The sequence below is a fragment of the Dictyoglomus sp. LHC4 genome, from assembly GCF_055181355.1.
Map to the genome: position 1 here is coordinate 486,576 of NZ_CM143707.1, position 24,110 is coordinate 510,685.

A 24,110-nucleotide genomic window follows, 5' to 3' on the forward strand; every position below is an offset into this window, starting at 1 on the left:
TTCATAAATAAATCATTTTTCTTGTCATTCCGCCATCAACTATAAAGTTTGCTCCTGTAATAAATCCTGCGTCATCTGATATTAGGTATAGGACAAGACTTGCTATATCTTCAGGCTTTCCTACTCTTCCTACAGGATGCTGTTTGTGATCAAGCTCTGTAAGCTCTGCGGGTTTTCTTAGGCTCTTTTTCTTCCACTCTGAGACTTCAATCCAGCCAGGACTTATACAGTTTACCCTTATATCAGGACCAAGACTTATAGCAAGGGCATGAGTTAGTGCATAAATTCCACCTTTTGAGGCTGAATAAGCTTCCGTATTTGGCTCTGACATAAAAGCTCTTGTAGATGCAATGTTTATAATTACCCCTTTTTCCTTTTTGAGATAAGGATAGGCATATTTACTACACAAAAAGGCTCCTGTTAGGTTTACCCCTAAAACTCTATTCCATTCTTCTAAAGTGAGTTCTGATATATGTTTGTTTATTCCAATTCCAGCATTATTGATAAGATAGTTAATTTTCCCAAAGAGATCTACAGTTTTTTCTATCATATTTATGACATCTTCTTCCTTAGATACATCAGTTCTGATAAATTTTATCTCTCCTAAGGATGAATATTCTTCTTCAGTTTCCTTTCCAGCCTCCTCATCGATTTCCGCAATTACTACTGAGATGCTATTTTCCAGGAATTTTTTGACTATGGCTTTTCCAATTCCTTGCCCTCCTCCAGTTACAATGGCAACTTTTTTATGCATACTTTCCAAACCTCCTTATTGTGGATAATAACTTTCAATATTATATTATTATTTATATCCTTTGTTTAAGTGTTCCCTACAAAGTATTTAATTTAACAAACACTCTTAGAGGGTTGGAAGTGTAAAAGTTTAATATCCCAAGGAAGATTATTAATAAGGAGGTATATTAAATGGAGAGGGATATAAAAAAACTTATCTCACAGATGACTCTTGAAGAAAAAGCTTCTTTATGCTCCGGTCTTGATTTCTGGCACACAAAACCCATCGAAAGACTTGGCATACCATCAATAAGAATGTCTGATGGTCCCCATGGACTTAGAAAAGAAGAGACCATGTTCAGCAAGACTGTACCTGCCACCTGTTTTCCACCAGCATCATGCCTTTCTGCCTCTTGGGATAGGGATCTAATTGAGAGAGTAGGAAAAGCTATTGGAGAAGAATGCCAGGCAGAAAACGTACAAATTCTACTTGGACCTGGAGTAAACATAAAAAGATCTCCCCTTTGTGGAAGAAACTTTGAATACTATTCTGAAGACCCTCTTCTCTCATCTGAGATGGCCAAACACTTTATAAAAGGAGTACAAAGTGAAGGAGTAGGAACATCTATAAAACATTTTACAGCTAACAACCAAGAACATAGAAGACTTACAGTAAGTGCAGAGATAGATGAAAGAACATTAAGAGAGATATACTTAGCCAGTTTTGAGAAAGCAGTAAAAGAGGCAAAACCATGGACAGTAATGTGCTCTTACAACCGAGTAAATGGAGTATATGCCTCTGAAAATGAATTTCTTTTAACAAAGGTATTAAGAGAAGAATGGGGATTTGAAGGATTTGTAGTATCAGACTGGGGAGCTGTAAATGACAGAGTAAAAGGACTATCAGCAGGACTTGATTTACAGATGCCTTGTGATGGGGGTTGGGGAGACAAAAAGATCATAGAAGCAGTAAAGAAAGGAGAAATAAAAGAAGAGCTTTTAGACAAAGCAGTAGAAAGAATACTAAACATTGTCTTCAAGGCTATAGATAATAAAAAAGAGAATGCCACATATGACAAAGAAGCCCATCACAGAATAGCAAGAGAAATAGCAAGAGAATGTTTTGTCCTTCTTAAGAACGAAGAAAAGATCTTACCATTAAAGAAAGAAGGAAGGATAGGTTTAATAGGAGCCTTTGCAAGGAAACCTCAAATACAAGGAGGAGGAAGTGCTCATGTAAATCCAACCATGGTAGATGACGCAGTAGAAGAGATCAAAAAGCTTGTAGAAGAAAAAGCAGAGATACTTTATGCAGATGGATACAAGATAGAGACTGATGAAGTAGATGAGAACCTCATGGAAGAAGCAAAAGAGGTAGCAAAGAAATCAGATGTAGTAATAATCTTTGCAGGACTTCCTGAAAGATATGAATCGGAAGGATTTGACAGGCCTCACATGAAGATGCCCGAGAATCACAACAGATTAATAGAGGAAATAGCAAAGATAAACGAAAATGTAGTAGTAGTACTCAGCAATGGAGCACCAGTAGAGATGCCATGGGTAGATAAGGTAAAGGCAATACTTGAGACATACAGAGGAGGACAAGCCTGGGGAGGAGCAGTGGCAGATGTAATTTTTGGGGTTGTAAGTCCATCAGGAAAGCTACCTGAAACCTTCCCAAAGAAACTAAGTGACAATCCATCCTATCTCTTTTTCCCAGGGGAAGGAGACAGATCAGAATATAGAGAAGGAATCTTTGTAGGATACAGATACTATGACAAGAAGGAGATGGAAGTACTCTTTCCCTTTGGACATGGCCTTTCTTATACCACCTTTGAATATTCAGATCTGATTTTAGACAAGAAAGAGATGACTGATAAAGAGATATTGAAGGTAAGGGTAAAGGTAAAGAATACAGGAGAGATGAAAGGTAAAGAGATAGTACAGCTTTATGTAAGGGATGTAAAAAGTAGTGTAATAAGGCCAGATAAAGAACTAAAAGGATTTGTAAAGGTAGAGCTTGAGCCAAAGGAAGAAAAAGAGGTTACTTTTGAGCTTGATAAGAGGGCCTTTGCCTACTATAACGTAGAGATAAAGGATTGGTATGTAGAGACAGGAGAGTTTGAGATACTAATAGGAAGATCATCCAGGGATATAGTACTCAAGGATAAAGTATTTGTGAAATCTACAAAACAAATTAAGAGAAATTATCATATTAATTCTACCATTGGTGATATCTTAGATGATCCTGTGGCATGGGAAAAACTTCAAAAATTTTTATTGGAACTTGAAAACAGATTTTCTATACCGTCATATATAACTGCGATAAATAGGCCAGAAAATTATTTAAGAAATGATTGTTTGAGAAGGATGATATTCTATTATGTAAGAAGAGGGGCAGATCCAGAAGATGTAGAAAAACTTTTTTATAAATTAGTAGAGGAACTTAATAGCTGATTAGAGGAGTATTTGGGGGGAGAGGGGAAAAATTATAAGGAGTATGATAGATTATTGAACGTATAATTTTATAGGGGGAAAGTATTTTATGAGAAGATATATTATCCTTATTCTTTCTTTCATTACTCTTATAACTATTACCTTGGCCCAAGAAGAGATATCCATAGCCAAGGATTTTGTATATCTTATGTCTCAAGGTGATTATGAAAAGGCGGTAGGATATTTTTATTCTTCAGTATCTGCTGTTATTTCTTCTTCCAAGTTGAAAGAGATATGGGAGAGTCTAATAAAGGGAGTGGGAAGTTATGAGGGGATAATTGAGGAAAGAACTGAAGAATCTGGAAATTATAAAATTGTATACTTAACAACAAAATTTTCTAATGCTTATATAGATATTAAGATGGTTTTTCTAAATAAAAATATTGTTGGTTTATTCTTTTTACCTGCCCAAATAAAAAGCTTTAACACTCCACCATATGTAAATCTTGAGGCTTTTGAAGAAAAGGATTTAAAAATTGGTAAAGATTTTGTTCTCGCTGTAAAGCTTACTATACCAAAGGGAAAAGGGCCATTCCCAGTAGTCATATTTGTCCATGGAAGTGGTCCAAATGATATGGATGAGACAGTAGGACCTAATAAGATATTTAGGGATTTAGCATGGGGGCTTTCAAGTTTTGGGATTGCCACTTTAAGATATGATAAAAGAGCAAAGATATATCCTCAAGAATTTTCTAAGTATGAAGATGGTTTCACAGTAATGGAAGAAGTGATAGTAGATGTTCTTTATGCCATAGAGTTTGTTAAGACTCAAGAAGAAATTGATAAGTCAAAGATATTTATTTTAGGACATAGTTTAGGAGGAATGCTTGCACCAAGGATAGCAAGTCTAAGTAAGGATGTAAAGGGAATTATTATCATGGCAGGACCTACAAGACTATTAGAAGATTTAATATGGGAGCAAATTAATTATATTGCTAATTTAGATGGCAAAATAGATGAGAAGGAGAAGGAACAACTTGAATTAATAAAAAAGGAAGTTGAAAAATTAGAGGATCCAGAATTAGCAACAAAATACTCTTTATCCATGAATATACTAGGTGCTCCTGTTAAATACTTTTTGGATTTAAAAAATTATGATCCAGTTAAAACTCTTTCTGAATTAAATATTTCTGCCTTAATTATACAAGGAGAAAGGGATTATCAAGTAACTATAAAAGACTTTGAAGGTTGGAGCATATTATCTAACAATAGAGAATATTAAATTAAAGTTATATCCTAAATTAAATCACTTATTCATGGAAGGTACGGGAAAGAGTACGCCAGATGAATATAACAAGGTAGGTAACATACCAGAATATGTAATTAAAGATATAGCTTTGTGGATAAAAGATCAAAAATAAATGTATATTTCTATAGAATTTGTGAGGTTTAAAAATTATTATATTATTGAAATGCTACAATTTTTGTTGTAATATATGTATTGTTAAATTTTTAACAATATTAAAGGAGGAATTTTAGAATGGATGTAAAACCTAATTATACCTTGGATGTCAGAGGAGAAGTTTGTCCTGTACCAGATGTGGAAACAAAGAAAAAGTTAAAGACGATGCAATCTGGAGAGGTTCTTGAAGTACTTATCGATTACGCTCTTTCAAAGGAAAGAATTCCTCAAGGGGTAAAAGAGGTTGGAGGGGAAGTTCTTGCAATTGAAGAGATAGGTCCCAGTGAATGGAGAATTCTTATTAAAAAACTATAGAAGGGGGTTGTAAGATTTATGATTTGGCAAGGGCTTTTAGTAGGAATACTTTTTGGCGTTGTTTTACAGAGATCAAGAATGTGTTTTAATTCTGCTTTTAGAGATGTTAAATTTAGTAAGGATAATTATCTACTTAAAATGGCAGCATTAGCTATATTAGTAGAAACTATAGGATTTCATTTGGTAGCTTCCTTAGGATTTATTAAACTTAATCCTTTACCCTTTATCCCACTTGCTCAGATTGTAGGTGGATTCTTATTTGGAATGGGAATGGTACTGGCTGGTGGTTGTGCAAGTGGTGTTACATATAGAATTGGAGAGGGTTATATAACCTCTATATTAGCAGGTCTTTCCTTTGGAATAACAGCTTCTGCTGTAAGAGGAGGAAAATTAAATTTTGTGAATTCATGGGTTGGTAAGCCCATAACTGTTAACTTACAAAATCCAGGTATATATAATGCGGTAGATGGAAAGGTAAATCCTACTCTTGCAACTCTTTTGGGGATTAATCCGTGGATTATAGCTATAATTTGGGCAATTATTTTAGCTATCTATATATGGGGTACCAAGACTACTGAGAGACAAACTACAGGGCTTAATTATATTACAGGAGGTATAGCTCTTGGAATAGTAGGAATCATTGGTTACCTTTCTCAAAAGACATATGCCTTAGGTATTACTGGGGGATGGATCAATTTGTTAAGGGCAACAACAACGGAAACAAGCTATAACTGGATAGGAATGGAAGTTCTCGGTATAATTATTGGAGCATTTATATCTGCTTTAGCTTATAAGGAGTTCAAATTAAGGGTTCCAAAAGATCCCAAGACTTATGTTCAGGTTATAGTGGGTGGTATTTTAATGGGATTTGGAGCAGGAGTTGCTGCAGGGTGTAATATAGGTCATGTCCTTTCTGGTCTTCCTCATCTTGCTTTAGGTTCTATTTTGGCTACTATTTTCTTTGTTTTAGGAAATTGGTTTATGTATTGGTATCTATTTCAAAGGAAATAATAAGTGAGGTGAATAAAATACTATGCATATTGCCATACAAGTAAATGTTCCTCCCTATACATATGAAGATTTAGATACAGCAATCCATTTAGCAGAGGCAGCTTTGAATAGAGGGCATAAAGTATCCATATTTCTTTTTGCTGATTCAGTTCTTTCTGTAAATTCAAAAGTGAAACCTCTAAGAGTAGATAGAAATATTCCTTTAAAGATGAAAGAATTGTCAGAAAAAGGGGTAGAGATTCATATTTGTGGATTGTGTGCTGATTATAGAGGTTTATCTTCTGAGAATACTGTTGAAGGGCCTAAATTTTCTGGAGTTCCTGAAATGGCATCTTTAATTTTTAATGCAGATAGATATATAAATTTGATGCCGTAGGAGGAATAGAAATGAAAAAAGTTTTATTTGTCGTATATCAAAGTCCGGGAGGATCTATTTGGGTAAACGAAGCTCTTCGTAGTGCTTTTGGTATGTATGGTGAAGATTTAGAGCCTTCTATTTTATTGATGGAAGATGCGGTGGTTGCAATCAACAAAAATACTCACCCTGAGAATCTTGGATGTCTTTCTCTTTCTCTCTCTTTTAAATATTTGGAGAGATATGGAACTCCTGTATATGTAGTGAAGGAAGATTTGGAGAGTAGAAAGATAAAGGAAGAAGATCTGGAACCTAAATGGAAGGCAAATATCATTTCAAAGGATAATCTTTCTGATTTTATACATTCCTTTGATAGAGTAATTTTCTTCTAAATGAGGTGGTAAAAAATGGCACTTATAGTAATTAAGAAAAGTCCTGTTGAAAATATAAGCAAAAGGATGTGGGAAATTACAAAGCCAGGAGATATTGTTATTTTAGTGCAAGATGGGATATTTTGGGCTATAAATGAAAAGAGTAAAGAATATTTAAAAGATGGTGTTTCTGTGTATACATTAAAGGAAGACTTAGAAGCCAGGGGATATAGGGAAGAAGATAGCATATATGGTTGTATAGATTATAATGGTTGGGTAGAATTAATTGAAAAGAACGAATTGATTATATCTTAAGGAGGCCCAAGTAAATGGAAAAGTATGATGTAATTTTTTTAGGTGGAGGATCTGGAGGTTATGTAGGAGCAATTAGAGCAGCAGATTTAGGAAAGAAAGTGTGTGTGATAGAAGAAAGAGATTTAGGAGGAACTTGCTTAAATAGAGGTTGTATACCTACAAAAGCTCTTTTAAAGAGTGCAGAGATTTATAGCAGTATTAAGGAAGGACATATATTTGGAATAAAGGTTGATTCTTTTGGATATGATGTGAATGGAATATATGGTTGGAAAGAAAATGTAGTTAAGAAATTAGTAACAGGTATAGAATACCTATTCAAGGCAAGAAAGATTACTTTAAAAAAAGGAAAGGGGAAAATTCTTGATAATACTACAGTAGAAGTAGAAACAAAGGAAGGGAAAGAATTAATTAAAGGAGATAATATTGTTATTGCTACAGGATCGGAGCCTGCTATAATTCCATCTTTTAAGATTGATGGGGTAAATGTGCTCACATCCGATGATGCTTTAAGATTAAGAGAAATCCCTAAGGATATACTCATTGTAGGGGCAGGGGCTATTGGTATAGAGTTTGCAAACTTTTATAATGCTTTTGATACCAAAGTAACTATTGTGGAAATGATGCCTCAAGTGGTACCTACTTTGAAGGATAGGAAGATTGCTACTCTTCTACAAAGAATTTTAAATAAAAAAGGAATTGAGATCAAGACAGGAGCAAAAATAGAGAATATAGAGGTTAAGGATGGTAAAGTATATTCTACTTTATCCACAGGAGAAACTATAGAAAGTGAGAAAGTGCTTGTCTCTATTGGAAGAAAATTAAATTCCGATAATATAGGTCTTGAAAATGTGGGAATAAATACTGAAAAAGGTAGAATAGTAGTAGATGAATTTCTGAGAACAAATGTGGATAATATATATGCTATTGGAGATGTAATAGGTGGTCTTTTACTTGCTCATAAGGCCATGAAGGAAGGAGAAGTAGTAGCTGAGATTATTGCAGGGGAAGAAAAGAAAATGGATTATAGAGTACTACCATGGGCTATATTCTCTACTCCAGAAATTGCAGTTTGTGGTTTAACTGAGGAAGAGGCAAAGAAACAAGGTATGGAAGTACTAGTAGGAGAATTTCCATTTACTGCTAATGGTAAGGCAGTTACCATGAATGCTACTGATGGACTTGTAAAGGTAGTTGCAAGAAAAGAGGATAAGGTACTTATAGGAGCTCAAATAGTGGGTCCAGAAGCCTCTGTAATGATAGCAGAACTTGCTCTTGCTATCAAGAACAATCTTACCCTTGATGATGTGGCAGATACTATACATACCCACCCTACTCTTCCAGAAGCTATTATGGAGGCAGTAAAGGTACCTTTAGGAAGTGTACTACATATTGCTTTAAGAAGATAAGAAAATATAATGAGGAAGGCAAAAAGCCTTCCTCATTTATTGTGTTTTTTTAATAATTTTAAGTTTTATTCCTCCAATTTCAATTCTTTTTACTTCTTGAGGATTTTTTAAGGGTGTAAATATATATATGATTCTTTTTTCCAGATCTATGTTCTCCACAATTCCTAAGGAAAGTAATTTCTCCCTTTTATCTAAAAGACCTACCAACCTTTCTCTATAATCTTCTTTTGTGAAATCCACATATTTATCTATGGAGTAAACTAAGAAAAGAGGAAAAACTAAGATTTTGCTATCTTGAAAATATTTCTCATATCTTTTTTCTCTGAATTCTTTTCTTTCTTCTGGCCCTCTTTCTCTTGCATATGGACTTCTTGGTACTTTATAAACCTTTTTGGCAAATCTTCCTATAATTTTTAATAATGTATCTAATTCATTTAAAAAGTATATTCCTACAATAAAATCTGGATTAATAAGAGAGGTTTTGTAGTATTTTAAAATTTTTCCTAATCTTCCTTGTACAAGGCCACAGGTATTTATAATTATCAAATCTGCTTTTTCTTTTGCTTCATCAAGAAGCTTTCTTACTCCTGTTATTACTTGTAAAAATTTTCCTACAGGAGTAATTTCTCCTACAAAGCACCAACTATTTACAAATATATTTTCTGAGCTTGATATTTCCCCTTCTGGATAGATAAGAGAAATAGTACCTGGTAAACCAATATCTGCTTGTCCTAAATCGGAATTAATTACTGCTACTTTTAATCCATTCTGAATTCCCAAATCTGCAAGATATTTTACAAATGTACTTTTACCAGCATTTGTGAGTCCTAAGACAAGAATAGTACCTTTCTCATTTAGGATCTCTCTTGTGGTCTCTTCCCATTCTATAGGGATATGAAGCATTTAGTCTCTTATTCTAAAATTCTGTTATTTTCGGTAGATTCTGGTAAAGTTCCTCAAGACCATAAAACTCTCTTGCTCTGGGAGAGAAAATATGAACTATGAAATCGTAGTAATCAAGAAGGGTCCATCCAGTACCTTCTCTTCCTTCTACTCCTCTTGGTGTAAATCCAAGTTTTTCCATTTCTTCTTCTATAGTTCTCTGAATTGCTTTTCTTTGAAGTGGAGTAGTACCTGTGCATATTATTATAAAATCGGTTATACCTAATGCTTTTGAGACATCAATAATTACTATATTCTCTCCCTTTTTCTCCAATACAATCTGAGCAACTCTTAAGGCTTTTTCTCTGCTTTCCAAGAAATTCATCACCCCTCCTTTTTGTTATTAACTCTAAAATATTGATTTAATATTTCATCTAACTTTTTCCTATCTGGAATTACATAACTTATTCCATTAATATTTTCTGGAGTTCCAGGCATTAGAAAAGTATGAATATCTTCTTCAGTTATATCCAAGAACTTACTTGCTATCACTAAACTCTCCATAAGGGAGATATTGGTGGAAAGAATAGAGCCAGCAAGTGATATGTAATAGGGAAGATTGATAAGGTTTACCTTCTCTTTTGCTTGTTTAAATAAGGCTTTTAAAAATTTTTGTTGTCTTTCTATTCTTCCTAAGTCTCCCATTAAATCATGTCTAAATCTCACATATCCTAAAGCCTCTTTACCATTTAAATGATGAAGACCAGGATAAAGATCTACAAGGAATTTATCTGTTTTATCCCTATAATACATCCTTTTTTCTACTTCTATATCTACACCGCCTATGGCATCTATAAACTTTTCAAATTGATGAAAGTTTACCTTTACATAGTAATGTATAGGAATACCGGTAAATTCTTCAATGGTTTTTAGAGATAGATCAATTCCTCCATAGGCATAGGCATGATTAATCTTTGTATATCCATAATTAGGTATATTTACTCTTGTATCTCTTGGAATAGATAGTATATATACCTTTTTATTTTTAAGATCTAAGGAAGAAATCATTATGGTGTCTGATCTTCCAGGATCATCTTTTCTTTCATCTACACCGAGCAGAACCACATTTATTTTATCCACATGATTTAAAGCTACATCTAAGAGGTCTACTTTATCCAAAGAAGGATAATTTTTGGTAGGAGTATAGTTATAACTTCCTTGGATGTAATAATATCCACCAACTCCTACTGCTATAAGTACTAATAGGAGTATTAGAATTCCTATTGCAAATATTTTCCACTTCTTCATATATATATCTCTTACCTCCAATCCTTACTTCTTTTATTAATGTTATTATATACCTAATAAAAGACCCCTCCAAAAGGAGGGGTCTTTTTATTTTAATATTTTAGATTAGTCTAAACTATTGACCACGATTTCTTCTTTCGCGTGGTCTTTCTTCCCTTGGTTTTGCTTCATTAACAACAATTTTTCTTCCCTTTACTTCTGTGTTGTTAAGTTCAGCTATCATTTTTGCAGCAGAATTCTCATCTACTTCAACAAACCCAAATCCCTTAGATCTTCCTGTATTTCTGTCAGATATAATTCTTGCAGAATACACAGTACCGTGATTTGAGAATATAGATTTTAGCTCTTCTTCTGTTGTAGACCAAGGTAAATTACCAACATACAAAGTCTTACTCATTTTTTCACCTCATGGAAAGTTTTTAGATTTTTTAAATTGGGAAAGCTTTTTACGGGAGCATTTCCAGAACCCCTGAGAACTTGGAACAAATAGGATACTGCTCGGTACACTTCACCTCTCTTTCTGGAAAATAAAAATGCTTGAGAATTCATTTGGTGGGTCCAAAGGATTCTCAAGCATTTTCTTTCACTTTTGTCTTTGTTTCTCAAAAACCTAAACATATAGATAACCTTAATTGTAGGATTAACTATACCATATAAATTTATAAATGTAAAGTATATGATATAATTATCTTCAAGTTTTAGATAAAAAAAGGAGGAAGGCTTATGAAGATAGCCAATTGTAAGGCTGGAGAGAGAAATTTTGTTGGCCTTTTTTATGAGGATAAAATGTTAAATCTTTCTAAAGCTATCCATATATATTCCTCCATATACGAAAAGACTCCCAAGAATGTGGATAAAATTGATGATCTTCTTTATATAGATGATCTTCGTGAATATTTGAGTAAAGTGTTTGATTTTATTCTTGAGCATAATTTTATTTATACCCTTACAGAAGAGAAATTTAAGTACCTTCCTCCCATATTAAAGCCTCAAAAAATTCTTGCCTTAGGCAGAAATTATTCTGAGCATGCGAAAGAGCTAGGGCATAAAATACCTAAGGAGCCTGTCTTTTTTAGTAAAGCACCATCTTCCCTTATTGGACATGAGGATAAAATAGTTTATCCCTCGTTCCTTACAAGGGTAGATCCTGAAGTAGAGTTAGGAGTGATAATAAAGAAGAGAGGTAAATATATAAAAGAAGAGGATGCTTTTGATTATGTTCTTGGCTATACTATAGTAAATGACGTTACTGCCAGAGACATGCAGGCAGAGGATTTTCAAAATACTAATCCTTGGTTTAGATCCAAAAGTTTTGATACTTTTTGTCCTGTAGGCCCCTATTTAGTATTTAAAGAGGATTTAAAAGAACCTCATAACCTAAATATGGAACTTAGGGTAAATGGGGAGATAAGACAAAAGAATAATACTAAAAATATGCTCTTTAAAATTCCTCAAATTATTTCTTATATTTCCAAACATCTAACCTTAGAGGCTGGAGATATCATAGCTACTGGTACACCTTCAGGTATTGCTCCTATAAATCCTGGAGATGTGGTGGAGTGTTTAGTAGAAAAAGTAGGTGTATTAAGGAATAAAGTAGTAGAAGAAAAATTATAGCGTTATTTCTTTTCTATAAGTTCGTCTAATTTACTGAGTACCTCTTCTACGTGTCCATCTACTTTTATATTTTTCCATGAATATACAATCTCTCCCTCGGGAGAGATGATAAAAGTGCTTCTTATTGTGCCTTCTGTCTCTTTACCATACATTTTCTTCTTTCCCCATGCCCCATATTGTTTAATAACCTCTACATTTGGATCAGAAAGTAGAGTAATTTTTAAATTATATTTTTCTACAAACTTTTTGTGACTTTCTATAGAGTCTTTGCTTATTCCCACAACTTCCACATTCCTTTTATTGAATTCTTCGATCTTTTCTGAGAAATTCACAGCTTCTTTTGTACAACCTGATGTCATATCTTTGGGATAAAAATATAGTACTACCCATTTACCCTTAAAGTCTGAGAGACACCAATCTTTTCCATTTTGATCTTTTAATGTAAAATCTATAGCTTTCATAAATTCTCTTCTGTCTCCTCTACCAATTCTTTCATAAGATCCTTTACACTTACAATTTTGTCGACCCTATAAGCATTAGCTCCTGCAAAAGCAAATCCTGCTTTTAAGTTTCCCTTTTTGGCATTTAGTAATGCTAAGGCTATGCAATATGGAGTATTTTTGTAGTCACATGTCCTTATGCATTGAAATACACATTTGTATGGTTTCTTTTCGCCCCTTTCAACTGCATCTAAAAAATCATTTTTTATGGCTCTTCCAGGAAGTCCTACAGGACTTTTTATAATAACTATGTCTTCTTTTTTAGCCCTTATGTATTCTTGTTTAAATTTTTCGTCTGCATCACATTCATAAGTTGCTACAAATCTTGTAGCTATCTGTACGCCACTCGCCCCTAATTTAATGAATTTTGCTATATCTTTTCCATCATATATACCACCACCTGCAATTACTGGAATTTCTTTATCATATTTTTCTTCTAAGATTTTTACCTCATCTAATACTTCTTTTAATCTGTTCTCTAAGGTTACATTAGGGTCTTCTAATTCTTCCTTCTTAAATCCTAAATGACCTCCTGCTAATGGTCCCTCTACTACAAAAGCGTCAGGTACATAATTGTATTTTTCAATCCAACTTTTGGCAATGATTTTAGCCGCTCTTGCTGAGGAAATGATTGGTACTAATTTTGTTTTTGCTCCTTTTATAAGATATTTAGGAAGGTCTAAAGGAAGACCTGCCCCTGAAAAAATAATATCTACTTTTTCTTCAATTGAAGTTCTTACCATATCTGCAAAATTAGAAAGGGCTACCATTATGTTTACTCCAATTATGCCCTTTGTTTTTTCTTTTGATTTTCTAATTTCATTTCTTAACGCTCTAATATTAGCCTCAATAAAATTTTCAAAAAAATCTGGCTCATCCATACCAATGCCTGCTGTACCTATTACACCTATACCTCCAGCTTCTGCTACAGCTGATGCAAGTCCTGAAAGAGATATTCCAACAGCCATACCTCCTTGTACTATTGGTATTTTGGCTACTAAATTCCCAATTCTAAGTTCTGGTAATTTCATTTATTTCCTCCTAAAAATTTATATACCCATAATATTGTATCCTGCATCTACATAGAGCACTTCTCCTGTTATTCCAGATGCAAGATCACTTAAAAGAAAAACTGCGGAATCTCCTACTTCTCTATGTTCAATATTTCTTTTTAAAGGTGCTTTTTCTCTGTGATATTCAAGCATATCACTAAATTTAGCTATACCTCTTGCAGCCAAAGTACTTAATGGTCCTGCAGAGATAGCATTTACCCTTATATTTTCCTCTCCTAAATCATAGGCTAAGTATCTTACTGAAGCTTCTAATGCTGCTTTGGCAACTCCCATCACATTATAATTAGGAACTACTTTTTCAGCTCCATAATAGGTCAGAGTAAGTATTCTGGCTGGTTTATTTAATATTCTTTTGAATATTCTGGTCATAGCCACAAAGGAATATACACTTATTTCCATGGCAGTTAAAAAAGCTTCTTTAGAGGTTTCAATAAAGGGATTTTTTAGAGCGTCGGATGGGGCATAAGCTATGGAATGTACAAATCCATCTATTTTACCTACTTTTTTCTCAATCTCCTCAGCTACTTTCTCAATATTTTCATCTTTGGATACATCACATTCCACAAGCAATGGTTTTGGGTTTAGGTCAGCTATTAATTCTTCTACATTTTCTCTTAATCTTTCATTTTGATAGCCAATAATAACCTCTCCTCCAAATTTCATTATAGATTGAGAAATAGCCCAAGCAATACTTTTCTTATTTGCTACATTAAAAACAGCAATCTTCTTCCCCTCCAACATAAGATATACTCCTTTCTTTTTAGGATTTATTTTAAAAAATTATACCATAATAGGTGTTATAGGTTTATTCTTCTTCAGGATGTACAGTTATAACTTCTACTCCTTCTTTTTTAAGCTCTTCCATATAATGAGATGGAACATTGTCATCAATGATAATCTTATGCATAACATTTGTGGGTGCTACAAAAGAAAAACATTCCTTTCCAAATTTACTATGATCTGCAACTCCTATTATCTCTCTTCCCATCTCTATAATTAATTTTTTAATTTGAGATTCAGCGATACTTGCAGTATACATGCCTTTTGAAGGTATAATTCCAGATATACCTAAAAATACCTTATCAACCCTAAATTCTCTCAAAACCCTTTCTGCTAAAGGACCAATGAGAGCAATGGTTTCTTTTCTTAGAACACCACCTGTTAATATTACTTCTACACCTCTTGCGTTCAAAAGTTCTCTTGCAACTTCTATTGAATTTGTAAGCACTGTAAGATCATGTTTATTTTTTATATTTTTTGCTATTTGTAATGTGGTGCTCCCTGCTTCAATAAATATAGATTCACCATCGTTTATGATCTCTGCAGCCTTTTTCCCAATTGCCATTTTTTCTTTAAGGTTTTGTCTTTTTTTGGTTGTAAAAAGAGGTTCAAAGGAAAAACTATGAGGTAGTATTGCTCCACCATGGGTTCTTTTAAGGAAACCCTCTTTTTCCAAGGCTTCCAAATCTCTTCTTATTGTAGCTCCTGTAACATTGAATAATTTAACAAGATCGTTAACCTTGATACTTCTCTCTTTTTCTAATAGTTCAAGTATTTTAGATCTTCTTTCGTCAGGAAGCATGGTTTGTATCACCTATCTATTTTATTTTTGGATAATAACATAAAAATTCGGTGATTGTCAAAAAAGGGGGAAATTCCTTCACTTATCAGGTTCTTCTTAACCTTTAGCCACATTTTTCTGGAATAAATTATAAAAAATTATAAAGAGTTTTTGTTCAAGAGTTATATAATTTTATCTTTGTGTATTTGAATGCATAGATCCCATCTAAGTAATGCTTTATGGAGAATAATATTTATCTTTATTATAGCTTTGAATAAGCTATATTCAGGGATTTGCTAACTTTCAATTTTTTAAAAAAATCTTATTGACCTTTTTCAATTTTTATAGTATTATGTTATCGTTAACATAAAAGTAATAAATAGGGGGATCTAAGATTGGTAACTATTAAAGATGTGGCTAAAAAGGCTGGAGTATCAGTAATGACCGTTTCAAGGGTTATTAATGGGGGTAAAAATGTAAGTGAAAGTACCCGAAAGAAGGTCTTAAAAGCTATTGAAGAATTAGGCTATGTTCCTAATTCTATTGCAAGAAGCTTAGTATTAAATAAAACTTCTACTTTAGGACTTGTGATCTCTGATATAACAAACCCATTTTTTACAACAATTGCTCGTGGCGTAGAGGATACTGCAATTTCTAAACATTACACAGTAATAATATGTAGTACTGATGAAAATCCTGAAAAGGAATTAATGTATGTAGAAGTTTTGGCTAAAAGTAAAGTAGATGGTGTTATCTATGCCTCTGCATCTGGGAAAAAAACTCCCTTAAAATCTTTATTCCTTAAAAATATACCTATAGTCTTAATTGATAGAACGATTGAAGCTGTTAATGACTTAGATATTGTAAGAGGAGATAGTGTATATGGGGCGTATTTGTTAACAAAACATTTAATTGAATTAGGGCACAAGAGAATAGGAATTGTGGTAGGAAGTACATTTATTTCTACAGCAAGAGATAGAGTAGAAGGATATAAAAAGGCTTTGAACGAGGCAAAAATTCCTATTGATGATAGTTTAATAAAAATTAGTGAGAGGTCTAAATTCTCTAAGGAAGATGGATATAGATTAACAAAAGAGTTATTAGAGATAAAAGATCCTCCAACAGCTGTTTTTGGGGGTAACAATTTAATGGCTATTGGTGCTATGTTAGCAATTAAAGAAAAAGGATTGGAAATTCCAGATGATATTTCTCTTGTTTCTTTCGATGACATTGAGAGTTTGTCTGAGGTATATCCTTTTCTTACTGTAGTAAAACAGCCAGCCTATACAATGGGAGTTTTGGCTGCGGAACTTTTAATAAGGAGAATAGAGAATAAAGATAAGATACAAGAAAAAAGAGAGATTATATTGACTCCTGAATTAATTATAAGAAAGTCTACAGCTCCACCTAAGAATTAATTAAAGAGGGGAGGATATTTTCTATGAATAGATTATTTCCTATTAGAGTTGGTGAAAAAAGGTTTATAGAGGATTACCCTAAGGTAGGAATTCGTCCAACTATAGATGGAAGATATGGGGGGGTAAGAGAGACTTTAGAAGATCAAACTATGAATCTTGCAAAGTCAGTTGCAGAGTTTATTGAAAATAATGTTTATCTTCCTAATGGAGAAAAGGTTAAATGTGTAATCCCAGAAAGGTGTATTGGAGGAGTTGCAGAAGCAAGAATGGCAGATGAGCTATTTAGAAAAGAAGGAGTAGGATTATCTATAACTGTTACTCCTTGTTGGTGTTATGGAGCAGAAACAATGGATATGAACCTTGATATCCCAAAGGCTGTTTGGGGATTTAATGGTACAGAAAGACCAGGAGCGGTTTATCTTGCAGCAGTTTCAGCTGCTCACAATCAAAAAGGACTTCCAGTATTTAAGATTTATGGAAAAGATGTTCAAGATAGAGATGATTACACTATCCCCTCTGATGTAAAAGAAAAGATAATTAAGTTTGTAAAGAGTGCTTTAGCAGTAGCTATTATGAAAAACAAGTCTTATCTTTCTATAGGTAGTGTATCTATGGGAATTGCAGGATCTATTGTTGATCCTGACTTCTTTGAGGATTATTTAGGGATGAGGGTTGAGTATTTAGATATGACAGAAATAATTCGTAGGATTGAAAGGAAGATTTATGATGAAGAAGAATTTAACAGAGCAATGGAGTGGGTTAAAAAATATTTGAAAGAGGGGGAGGATCCTAATCCACCTGAAAAAAGGGTTAATGAGAAAAAAAAGCAGGAAGTATGGGAATTTGTAGTGAAGATGACGTTAATAATCAGAGATTTAATGGTTGGAAATAAAAAGTTAGAAGAACTTGGTTATCCTGAGGAAAGTTTAGGACATAATGCTATTGTAGCTGGATTTCAAGGGCAAAGACAATGGACAGATCATTTCCCAAATGGTGATTTTCCAGAGGCTATTTTAAATTCATCTTTTGATTGGAATGGATTAAGACAACCTTATATATTGGCAACAGAGAATGATAGTCTCAATGGAGTGTGTATGTTATTTGGTCATCTTCTAACTAACACTGCTCAAATTTTTGCTGATGTTAGAACTTATTGGAGTCCTGAAGCAATATATAGGGTTACAGGATGGAAGCCTGAAGGTTTAGCCCAAAACGGAGTAATTCACTTAATAAATTCTGGACCTGCTGCTCTTGATGGTACAGGAGAACAAGAAATAGACGGAAAACCAGCTATAAAGCCATTCTGGGAAATAACTGATGAGGAAGTTTTGAAATGTATTAATGCCACTAAATTCTGTTATGCTAACCTTGGATATTTTAGAGGTGGTGGTTTTTCTACGGACTTTACTACAAGAGGGGGTATGCCAGTAACTATAAGTAGATTAAATATAGTTAAGGGGCTTGGCCCTGTTTTGCAGATTGCAGAGGGTTACACAGTGGAACTTCCTCCCCATGTTCATGATATTCTTGATAAAAGAACAGATCCAACTTGGCCAACTACATGGTTTGTCCCTAAGCTTACTGGAAAGGGTGCCTTTAAAAGTGTTTACTCAGTAATGGAAAATTGGGGTGCAAATCACTGTGCTATTACTTATGGGCATGTGGGTGATCTTTTAATAACCCTTGCATCCATTTTAAGGATTCCTGTTTGTATGCATAATGTGGAGGAAGATAGAATATTTAGACCAAGTGCTTGGTCTATGTTTGGTACTCAAGATTTAGAAGGAGCTGATTATAGAGCTTGTTTAAACTTTGGACCACTCTATAAAAAAGTAAGAGGATAATAAATTTTAAATAAGGGGGATGAAACTATAAATACTGAAACCTTAGTCTTAATGGAAAATATAAATAAGAGTTTCCCAGGAGTCCAAGCTTTAAAGGATGCTTATTTTGAGCTGAAACGTGGCGAGGTACATGCATTGGTTGGAGAAAATGGAGCGGGAAAGTCTACATTAATGAAGATATTAGTTGGCGCTTATAGAAAAGATTCGGGAAGAATTATTTATAAAGGGAAAGAGGTAGATATCCTTAACCCTCGGTTTGCACAAGATATGGGTATAAGTATGGTTTTCCAAGAATTAAATTTAATGCCTCATCTCACAGTAGCTCAAAATATTTTTATAGGTAGAGAACCAAAAAAGAAAAATATACCAATATTCTTAGATGATGACGAGATCAATAAAAGAACAAAAGAACTTTTAGATATGCTTCATTTAAAAGTGGATCCAAAAGTAAAAGTTTCAGAATTAACTGTTGGTAAACAGCAAATGGTTGAAATTGCTAAAGCCTTATCATTTAATTCAGAGGTAATAATTTTTGATGAGCCAACAGCTGCTTTAAGTGAAGCGGAAACAGAAGAATTATTTAGTATCATAAGAAAATTAAAATCTCAAGGAATAGGGATAATTTATATTTCCCATAGATTGGAAGAATTAAAACAAATAGCTGATAGAGTAACTGTCATGAGAGATGGACAATATATAGGAACAGAGAACATAGAAAATGTGACCATTGATAAGATTATAAGCATGATGGTGGGTAGAGAGATTTATGAGACTCTTAGAGAAAAAGAGGTAGAGGAAGGGTCTGAAGTTGTCTTAGCTGTTAGAAACTTAAAAAGAGGAAAGATATTAAAAAATATTAATTTTGAGTTAAGAAAAGGGGAAATCTTAGGATTTGCAGGATTAATAGGGGCTGGAAGGACAGAGTTAGCAAGAGCAATATTTGGTGCTGATCCCATCGATTTCGGAGAAATATATGTAAAATCTAAAAAGGTTAATATTAAAAATCCATGGGATGCTATAAAGCACGGTATTGGATATCTATCTGAGGATAGGAAAAGATATGGTTTAATGCCCAATTTGGACGTGAAGACAAATATAATTTTGCCTTCCATGAGTGAATTTTTGAAAGCATTAGGTTTTGTTGATGATAAAAAGGCAGAGAAAGTTTCAAATGAATATGTTCAGAGGTTAAAGATAAGGACGCCATCTATTAGACAAAAGGTTATGAATTTATCTGGAGGAAATCAACAAAAGGTTGTAGTTGCAAAATGGCTTTTAAGAAATTGTGACATACTCATCTTTGATGAACCTACGAGAGGTATAGATGTGGGGGCGAAAAATGAAATATATAAGCTTATGAATGAATTAATAAAAGAAGGAAAATCAATTATAATGATCTCCTCAGAGCTTCCTGAAATATTAAGAATGAGTCATAGAATTGCGGTTATGTGTGAAGGCAGAATAACAGGGATTCTGAATGTTGAAGAAGCCACTGAGGAGAAAATATTGAAATATGCTACCATGTATGAAGACCAAAAGGAGGTTTTAATTTAAATGGTTAATAAATTATCAGCTCTTTTCTCTAAGAGTGGACTAAGACAAATTTTAATGTTTGCAAGTCTCTTTTTGCTTTTTACGTTTTTCTCAATTGCTTCACCTAATTTTTTGACTTATGAAAATGTGGTTGCAATTTTGCTTGCTACTTGTGTAAATGGTCTTCTTGCTCTTGGTGTAACCTTTGTTATTATAACAGGTGGTATTGACCTTTCTATAGGTACTGTTATGACTATATCCTCTGTGATGAGTGGCGTTTTTATAGCTTTTTGGAAACTACCAGTATTTATTGGTGTTTTAGGAGGAATATTAACAGGTACCTTAGCTGGTTTTATTAATGGATTTGTTATATCAAAAATGAAATTACCTCCTTTTATTGCAACCCTGGGTATGATGATGATAGCAAAAGGTCTGGCCTTAGTTATATCAGGTTGTAAGCCAATTTACTTTATGGATGCTCCTATATTTAATAAGATTGCTATGGGATCTATTTTAGGAAAAATAATACCAGATATTGGTGAATTTCCTAATGCAATTTTGTGGTTTATCCTTTTCATAGTTATTGCGAATATTCTTCTCAACAGAACCGCTCTTGGAAGATATACCTTTGCTATAGGAAGCAATGAAGATGCAGCAAGATTATCGGGATTAAATGTTGATAAATGGAAGATAATAATATATTCCTTGTGTGGAACTTTTGTGGGCATAGCTGGCGTTATAATGGCCTCAAGATTAAACTCTGCTCAGCCAGCTTTAGGTCAAGGATATGAGTTGGACGCTATAGCAGCTGTAGTAATAGGAGGCACATCATTAAGAGGTGGTGAGGGTTCTATAATAGGAACAGTCATAGGTGCATTAATTATGAGTACTCTAACTAATGGTCTAAGAATCCTTTCTGTACCTCAAGAATGGCAGATTGTAGTAAGTGGAATTATAGTTATTGGTGCTGTTTATCTTGATATGATGAGAAGGATCAGAGAGATATGATAATCTGGGTAATATTTGCCAAAAAGGCAAATATTATAAAAAATACTTTAAGGGGGAGGTTTAGAAAATGAAGCGCTTCCTAATCGTATCCTTAATGTTCATTTTCCTTATTGGGCTTTCCATTACATCAGCTCAAAGACCCTACATTGCTATGGTCTCTAAAGGATTCCAGCATCAATTCTGGCAAGCAGTAAAGAGTGGCGCCGAAAAAGCAGCAAAAGATTTGGGCGTAACAATAACCTTTGAAGGTCCAGAATCTGAAGCAATGGTAGATAAACAGATTGAAATGCTTCAAGCAGCTCTTGCTAAGAAACCTGCAGCTCTTTGTATTGCAGCTCTTGATAGTAAAGCAGTTATACCATATCTTGAGAAAGCACGTCAAATGGGTATTCCTGTAATTGGATTTGACTCTGGAGTAGATAGTGATATTCCTGTAACAACGGTTGCAACAGATAATATAAAGGCTGCTGGTTATGCTGCAGATAAAATGGCAGAATTTATAGGAAGAACTGGAGAAGTGGCTTTAGTAGTACATGATCAAACAAGTAGGACAGGAATTGATAGAAGAGATGGATTTGTGAACAGAATAAAACAAAAATATCCATTGATAAAAATAGTTGATATTCAATATGGTGGTGGTGATCATCTTAAATCTACAGATTTAACAAAAGCTATCATTCAAGCTCACCCAAGGTTAAAGGGTATATTTGGAGCAAACGAAGGATCAGCTATCGGAGTTATTAATGCAGTTAGGGAGATGAATAAAGTTGGAAAGATAGTTGTTATAGGATATGATTCTGGAAAACTGCAGATAGAAGCAATTAAGTCTGGATTGATGAAGGGTGCTATAACTCAAAATCCAGTTGGAATGGGCTATATGGCTGTTGAGGCTGCTGTAAAAGCAATTAAGGGTGAAAAGTTACCAAAATTCATAGACAGTGGATTCTACTGGTATGATAAGACAAATATTGATGATCCTAAGATAAGAGAGTGTCTCTACGAGTAGGAGATAGAAAAAGGTAAATAATAAAAGGGGAAGGCTTTTGGCCTTCCCCTTTTATTATTACTATCTTTTTTTAGATATTTATTTTTATTTTATTAGGCAAATCTAAAATTTCAATATCTTTTTCAATAGTTGGTTTTTTCAATACTAAAATGAATCTTAACTCAGGTGTAATAGGATAAGGTAACCAGTGCCATACTCCCTCATTAAGGACAAAAGATACTGTGCCATCTATCCAGAAAGCCTCTATGTAATTTAAATCAGGCATGTTTTTCCCAGGAGTTGCAGGAGCAAGACAAATTATTCCAACCCCCAATATAGGAATAAAAGCTTCTGAGGATTGGTTATGTCTTTCTATTTTTTCCAGGATAAAAGCTCTATTAAAATCTCTTTTTATCTCCAAATATCCTAAACATCCCTCGCTTCCAAGAGATGAAATATCAGCGATATTATGATAGTAGTTAAAGACTTCTGATTTTACTGCAGGAGGATTATTAAAAGGAGGAACTATTAAGGTCCCAAATTTTATAAAATTTTCCTGATTAGGATATTTAACTTTAATCTCCATTTTTTCCTCCCCAAAATGAGTTTTATATACTTTAATTTATTTTTATTTTCTATCATTTTTATTTTATTGTGTCAATGAGTATAAAACTTTATAGATAAACCATCTTAATGTTTTTGTCTTTCTCTTTTTAATGAAAATATATCCTTTATGTTGAAAGTTTTATGATTTTATTGAATTATTTTCATTTTTTGACAAAAATACATATTTTGTATAAAATAAAAATAAATGAAATCAAAAGATAAAAGAAAATGAAAATTTTTGATAATGGGGGAGGTGAGTGGTTAAGTACCTAAGATTTCGGATGGATATATAAAAATTTTTAATTAGGAGGAGTTGTTTATGAAAAAGTTTTTGACCTTTTTGTTAATTGTTCTTCTTATTACCTTAGGTACACAAGGATTTGCTCAGAAAAAGTATGTTATTGGGTTAGTATGTAAAACTGCTGGTAACCCATTTTTTGAAGCAGTAAATAAAGGAGCTCAAGAGGCAGCAAAAGAATTAGGAATTACTGTTTTATACCAATCTCCAGCTGCATCAAGTGTTCAGGGACAAATTGATATTATTAACTCAATGATTGCTCAAAAAGTTAGTGCAATTTGTGTTTCTGCCAACGATCCCGATGCTTTAGTTCCAGTATGTAGAAAGGCTCAACTCAGAGGTATTCCAGTTGTAACTTTTGATTCTGCTGTAAAACCTGAAGGAAGAAAACTTTTTGTAAATCAAGCAGATATGGAACAAATAGGAAGAATTCAGGTTCAACTTTTAGCTAAGTTGATAAATTATGAGGGTGAAATTGCTGTACTAAGCGCTGCCTCTACCATGGCTAATCAAAATACATGGATAGCATGGATGAAAGAAGAACTCAAAAAACCAGAATATAGTAAGATGAAACTTGTGGCCATAGTGTATGGAGATGATATTAGAGAGAAAAGTTATAATGAAGCAATGGGATTATTTAAATCTTATCCAAATTTAAAGGGAATAATTGCACCAACAACAGTAGGTATTGCAGCTGCTGCTCGTGCTATTGAGGATGCAGGACTATCAGGAAAAGTACAGCTTACAGGTCTTGGTTTACCAAGTGAAATGGCAGAATATGTGAAGAGAGGAACATGTAAAGCTTTTGCTTTATGGAATCCTATAGATTTAGGTTATGCAACAATATATGCCACATATCGTTTATTAACAAAAGAGATAAAGGGTAATGTAGGAGAGATCGTTAATTTGGGTAAGCTTGGAGAAAGAAAAATAGTTGATGAAGGAAATGGTGGAAGAATGATAATTCTTGGTCCTCCGTTTGTATTTGATGCATCTAATATAGATTATTGGTCAAAAGTATACTAATTAAAAAGAAGGGGAGGGAGAATCTCTCCTCCTCTTATATTGTATTTA

Annotated in this window: 25 protein-coding genes; 15 read left to right on the forward strand and 10 right to left on the reverse strand. The window is 33.5% G+C overall.

The features are described 5' to 3' along the window. Window position 1 precedes the first annotated feature (1 nt). The gene (locus tag ACY3JO_RS02340) at window positions 2–754 is read right to left on the reverse strand and encodes a glucose 1-dehydrogenase (RefSeq protein WP_463085213.1); all 753 of its coding nucleotides are present in this window, start codon (window positions 752–754) and stop codon (window positions 2–4) included. 170 nt (window positions 755–924) lie between these two features. On the opposite strand from ACY3JO_RS02340, the gene ACY3JO_RS02345 reads away from it, so the two are divergent. The 8 genes from ACY3JO_RS02345 to lpdA all read left to right on the forward strand — a co-directional run bounded on the left by ACY3JO_RS02345 (window position 925) and on the right by lpdA (window position 8,403). After that, complete coding sequence (locus ACY3JO_RS02345) at window positions 925–3,189, forward strand: glycoside hydrolase family 3 C-terminal domain-containing protein (RefSeq protein WP_463085214.1); 2,265 nt, start codon at window positions 925–927, stop codon at window positions 3,187–3,189. Between the two features lie 88 nt (window positions 3,190–3,277). Continuing rightward, window positions 3,278–4,450, forward strand: coding sequence for a DUF3887 domain-containing protein (locus tag ACY3JO_RS02350; RefSeq protein ID WP_463085215.1), 1,173 nt, complete (start codon window positions 3,278–3,280; stop codon window positions 4,448–4,450). A gap of 258 nt (window positions 4,451–4,708) precedes the next feature. Further along, window positions 4,709–4,945 carry a sulfurtransferase TusA family protein gene (locus ACY3JO_RS02355; RefSeq protein ID WP_463085216.1) on the forward strand — a complete coding sequence of 79 codons (237 nt, stop codon included), beginning with the start codon at window positions 4,709–4,711 and terminating at the stop codon, window positions 4,943–4,945. Window positions 4,946–4,963: 18 nt separating this feature from the next. Beyond that, the gene (gene tsuA / locus ACY3JO_RS02360) at window positions 4,964–5,956 is read left to right on the forward strand and encodes a thiosulfate transporter TsuA (RefSeq protein ID WP_463085217.1); all 993 of its coding nucleotides are present in this window, start codon (window positions 4,964–4,966) and stop codon (window positions 5,954–5,956) included. A 22-nt stretch (window positions 5,957–5,978) separates the two neighbouring features. After that, on the forward strand, window positions 5,979–6,332 hold the full coding sequence (locus ACY3JO_RS02365) for a DsrE/DsrF/TusD sulfur relay family protein (RefSeq protein ID WP_463083167.1): 354 nt from the start codon (window positions 5,979–5,981) through the stop codon (window positions 6,330–6,332). An 11-nt stretch (window positions 6,333–6,343) separates the two neighbouring features. After that, complete coding sequence (locus ACY3JO_RS02370; RefSeq protein WP_463085218.1) at window positions 6,344–6,703, forward strand: DsrE family protein; 360 nt, start codon at window positions 6,344–6,346, stop codon at window positions 6,701–6,703. A gap of 15 nt (window positions 6,704–6,718) precedes the next feature. Further along, window positions 6,719–6,997: a sulfurtransferase complex subunit TusB gene (gene tusB, locus ACY3JO_RS02375; RefSeq protein WP_463085219.1), complete on the forward strand. Its 279-nt coding sequence runs from the start codon at window positions 6,719–6,721 to the stop codon at window positions 6,995–6,997. 14 nt (window positions 6,998–7,011) lie between these two features. Then, complete coding sequence (gene lpdA / locus ACY3JO_RS02380; protein WP_463085220.1) at window positions 7,012–8,403, forward strand: dihydrolipoyl dehydrogenase; 1,392 nt, start codon at window positions 7,012–7,014, stop codon at window positions 8,401–8,403. A 36-nt stretch (window positions 8,404–8,439) separates the two neighbouring features. On the opposite strand, the gene ACY3JO_RS02385 is transcribed toward lpdA, so the two are convergent. The 4 genes from ACY3JO_RS02385 to ACY3JO_RS02400 form a co-directional block, all read right to left on the reverse strand. After that, window positions 8,440–9,306 carry a Clp1/GlmU family protein gene (locus ACY3JO_RS02385; protein ID WP_463085221.1) on the reverse strand — a complete coding sequence of 289 codons (867 nt, stop codon included), beginning with the start codon at window positions 9,304–9,306 and terminating at the stop codon, window positions 8,440–8,442. A 13-nt stretch (window positions 9,307–9,319) separates the two neighbouring features. Beyond that, entirely contained in the window at window positions 9,320–9,670 is a 351-nt protein-coding gene (gene rsfS, locus ACY3JO_RS02390; RefSeq protein WP_463085222.1) for a ribosome silencing factor, read from the reverse strand. Continuing rightward, on the reverse strand, window positions 9,670–10,593 hold the full coding sequence (locus ACY3JO_RS02395; protein ID WP_463085223.1) for an LCP family protein: 924 nt from the start codon (window positions 10,591–10,593) through the stop codon (window positions 9,670–9,672). Before ACY3JO_RS02395 ends, rsfS begins: the two co-directional genes overlap by 1 nt. A 115-nt stretch (window positions 10,594–10,708) precedes the next feature. Next, entirely contained in the window at window positions 10,709–10,990 is a 282-nt protein-coding gene (locus ACY3JO_RS02400; RefSeq protein WP_463085224.1) for an RNA recognition motif domain-containing protein, read from the reverse strand. 326 nt (window positions 10,991–11,316) lie between these two features. Between ACY3JO_RS02400 and ACY3JO_RS02405 the strand changes: the two genes are divergently transcribed. After that, on the forward strand, window positions 11,317–12,210 hold the full coding sequence (locus ACY3JO_RS02405) for a fumarylacetoacetate hydrolase family protein (protein WP_463085225.1): 894 nt from the start codon (window positions 11,317–11,319) through the stop codon (window positions 12,208–12,210). Window positions 12,211–12,212: 2 nt separating this feature from the next. Here the strand turns inward: ACY3JO_RS02405 and ACY3JO_RS02410 are convergent, their stop codons facing one another. The 4 genes from ACY3JO_RS02410 to ACY3JO_RS02425 form a co-directional block, all read right to left on the reverse strand. Continuing rightward, the gene (locus ACY3JO_RS02410; protein ID WP_463085226.1) at window positions 12,213–12,671 is read right to left on the reverse strand and encodes a peroxiredoxin; all 459 of its coding nucleotides are present in this window, start codon (window positions 12,669–12,671) and stop codon (window positions 12,213–12,215) included. Next, window positions 12,668–13,741, reverse strand: a complete 1,074-nt coding sequence (locus ACY3JO_RS02415) for an NAD(P)H-dependent flavin oxidoreductase (protein ID WP_463085227.1) — start codon at window positions 13,739–13,741, stop codon at window positions 12,668–12,670. Before ACY3JO_RS02415 ends, ACY3JO_RS02410 begins: the two co-directional genes overlap by 4 nt. Before the next feature lie 18 nt (window positions 13,742–13,759). Further along, window positions 13,760–14,524, reverse strand: a complete 765-nt coding sequence (locus ACY3JO_RS02420; RefSeq protein ID WP_463085228.1) for an enoyl-ACP reductase FabI — start codon at window positions 14,522–14,524, stop codon at window positions 13,760–13,762. Between the two features lie 64 nt (window positions 14,525–14,588). Then, window positions 14,589–15,365 carry a DeoR/GlpR family DNA-binding transcription regulator gene (locus ACY3JO_RS02425; protein ID WP_463085229.1) on the reverse strand — a complete coding sequence of 259 codons (777 nt, stop codon included), beginning with the start codon at window positions 15,363–15,365 and terminating at the stop codon, window positions 14,589–14,591. Window positions 15,366–15,739: 374 nt separating this feature from the next. On the opposite strand from ACY3JO_RS02425, the gene ACY3JO_RS02430 reads away from it, so the two are divergent. The 5 genes from ACY3JO_RS02430 (at window position 15,740) to ACY3JO_RS02450 (ending at window position 22,153) form a co-directional block, all read left to right on the forward strand. Then, window positions 15,740–16,762, forward strand: coding sequence for a LacI family DNA-binding transcriptional regulator (locus ACY3JO_RS02430; RefSeq protein ID WP_463085230.1), 1,023 nt, complete (start codon window positions 15,740–15,742; stop codon window positions 16,760–16,762). 23 nt (window positions 16,763–16,785) lie between these two features. Next, the gene (locus ACY3JO_RS02435; protein ID WP_463085231.1) at window positions 16,786–18,606 is read left to right on the forward strand and encodes an L-fucose isomerase; all 1,821 of its coding nucleotides are present in this window, start codon (window positions 16,786–16,788) and stop codon (window positions 18,604–18,606) included. Between the two features lie 51 nt (window positions 18,607–18,657). After that, window positions 18,658–20,160, forward strand: coding sequence for a sugar ABC transporter ATP-binding protein (locus ACY3JO_RS02440; protein WP_463085232.1), 1,503 nt, complete (start codon window positions 18,658–18,660; stop codon window positions 20,158–20,160). Beyond that, window positions 20,161–21,147, forward strand: coding sequence for an ABC transporter permease (locus tag ACY3JO_RS02445; RefSeq protein ID WP_463085233.1), 987 nt, complete (start codon window positions 20,161–20,163; stop codon window positions 21,145–21,147). 67 nt (window positions 21,148–21,214) lie between these two features. Further along, window positions 21,215–22,153 carry a substrate-binding domain-containing protein gene (locus tag ACY3JO_RS02450; RefSeq protein ID WP_463085234.1) on the forward strand — a complete coding sequence of 313 codons (939 nt, stop codon included), beginning with the start codon at window positions 21,215–21,217 and terminating at the stop codon, window positions 22,151–22,153. 70 nt (window positions 22,154–22,223) lie between these two features. Here the strand turns inward: ACY3JO_RS02450 and ACY3JO_RS02455 are convergent, their stop codons facing one another. Next, a complete protein-coding gene (locus ACY3JO_RS02455) occupies window positions 22,224–22,718 on the reverse strand; it encodes an ureidoglycolate lyase (RefSeq protein ID WP_463085235.1) in 495 nt (164 codons plus the stop codon). Between the two features lie 339 nt (window positions 22,719–23,057). Between ACY3JO_RS02455 and rhaS the strand changes: the two genes are divergently transcribed. Then, window positions 23,058–24,062, forward strand: a complete 1,005-nt coding sequence (rhaS, locus tag ACY3JO_RS02460; RefSeq protein WP_463085236.1) for a rhamnose ABC transporter substrate-binding protein — start codon at window positions 23,058–23,060, stop codon at window positions 24,060–24,062. Window positions 24,063–24,110: the final 48 nt, after the last annotated feature.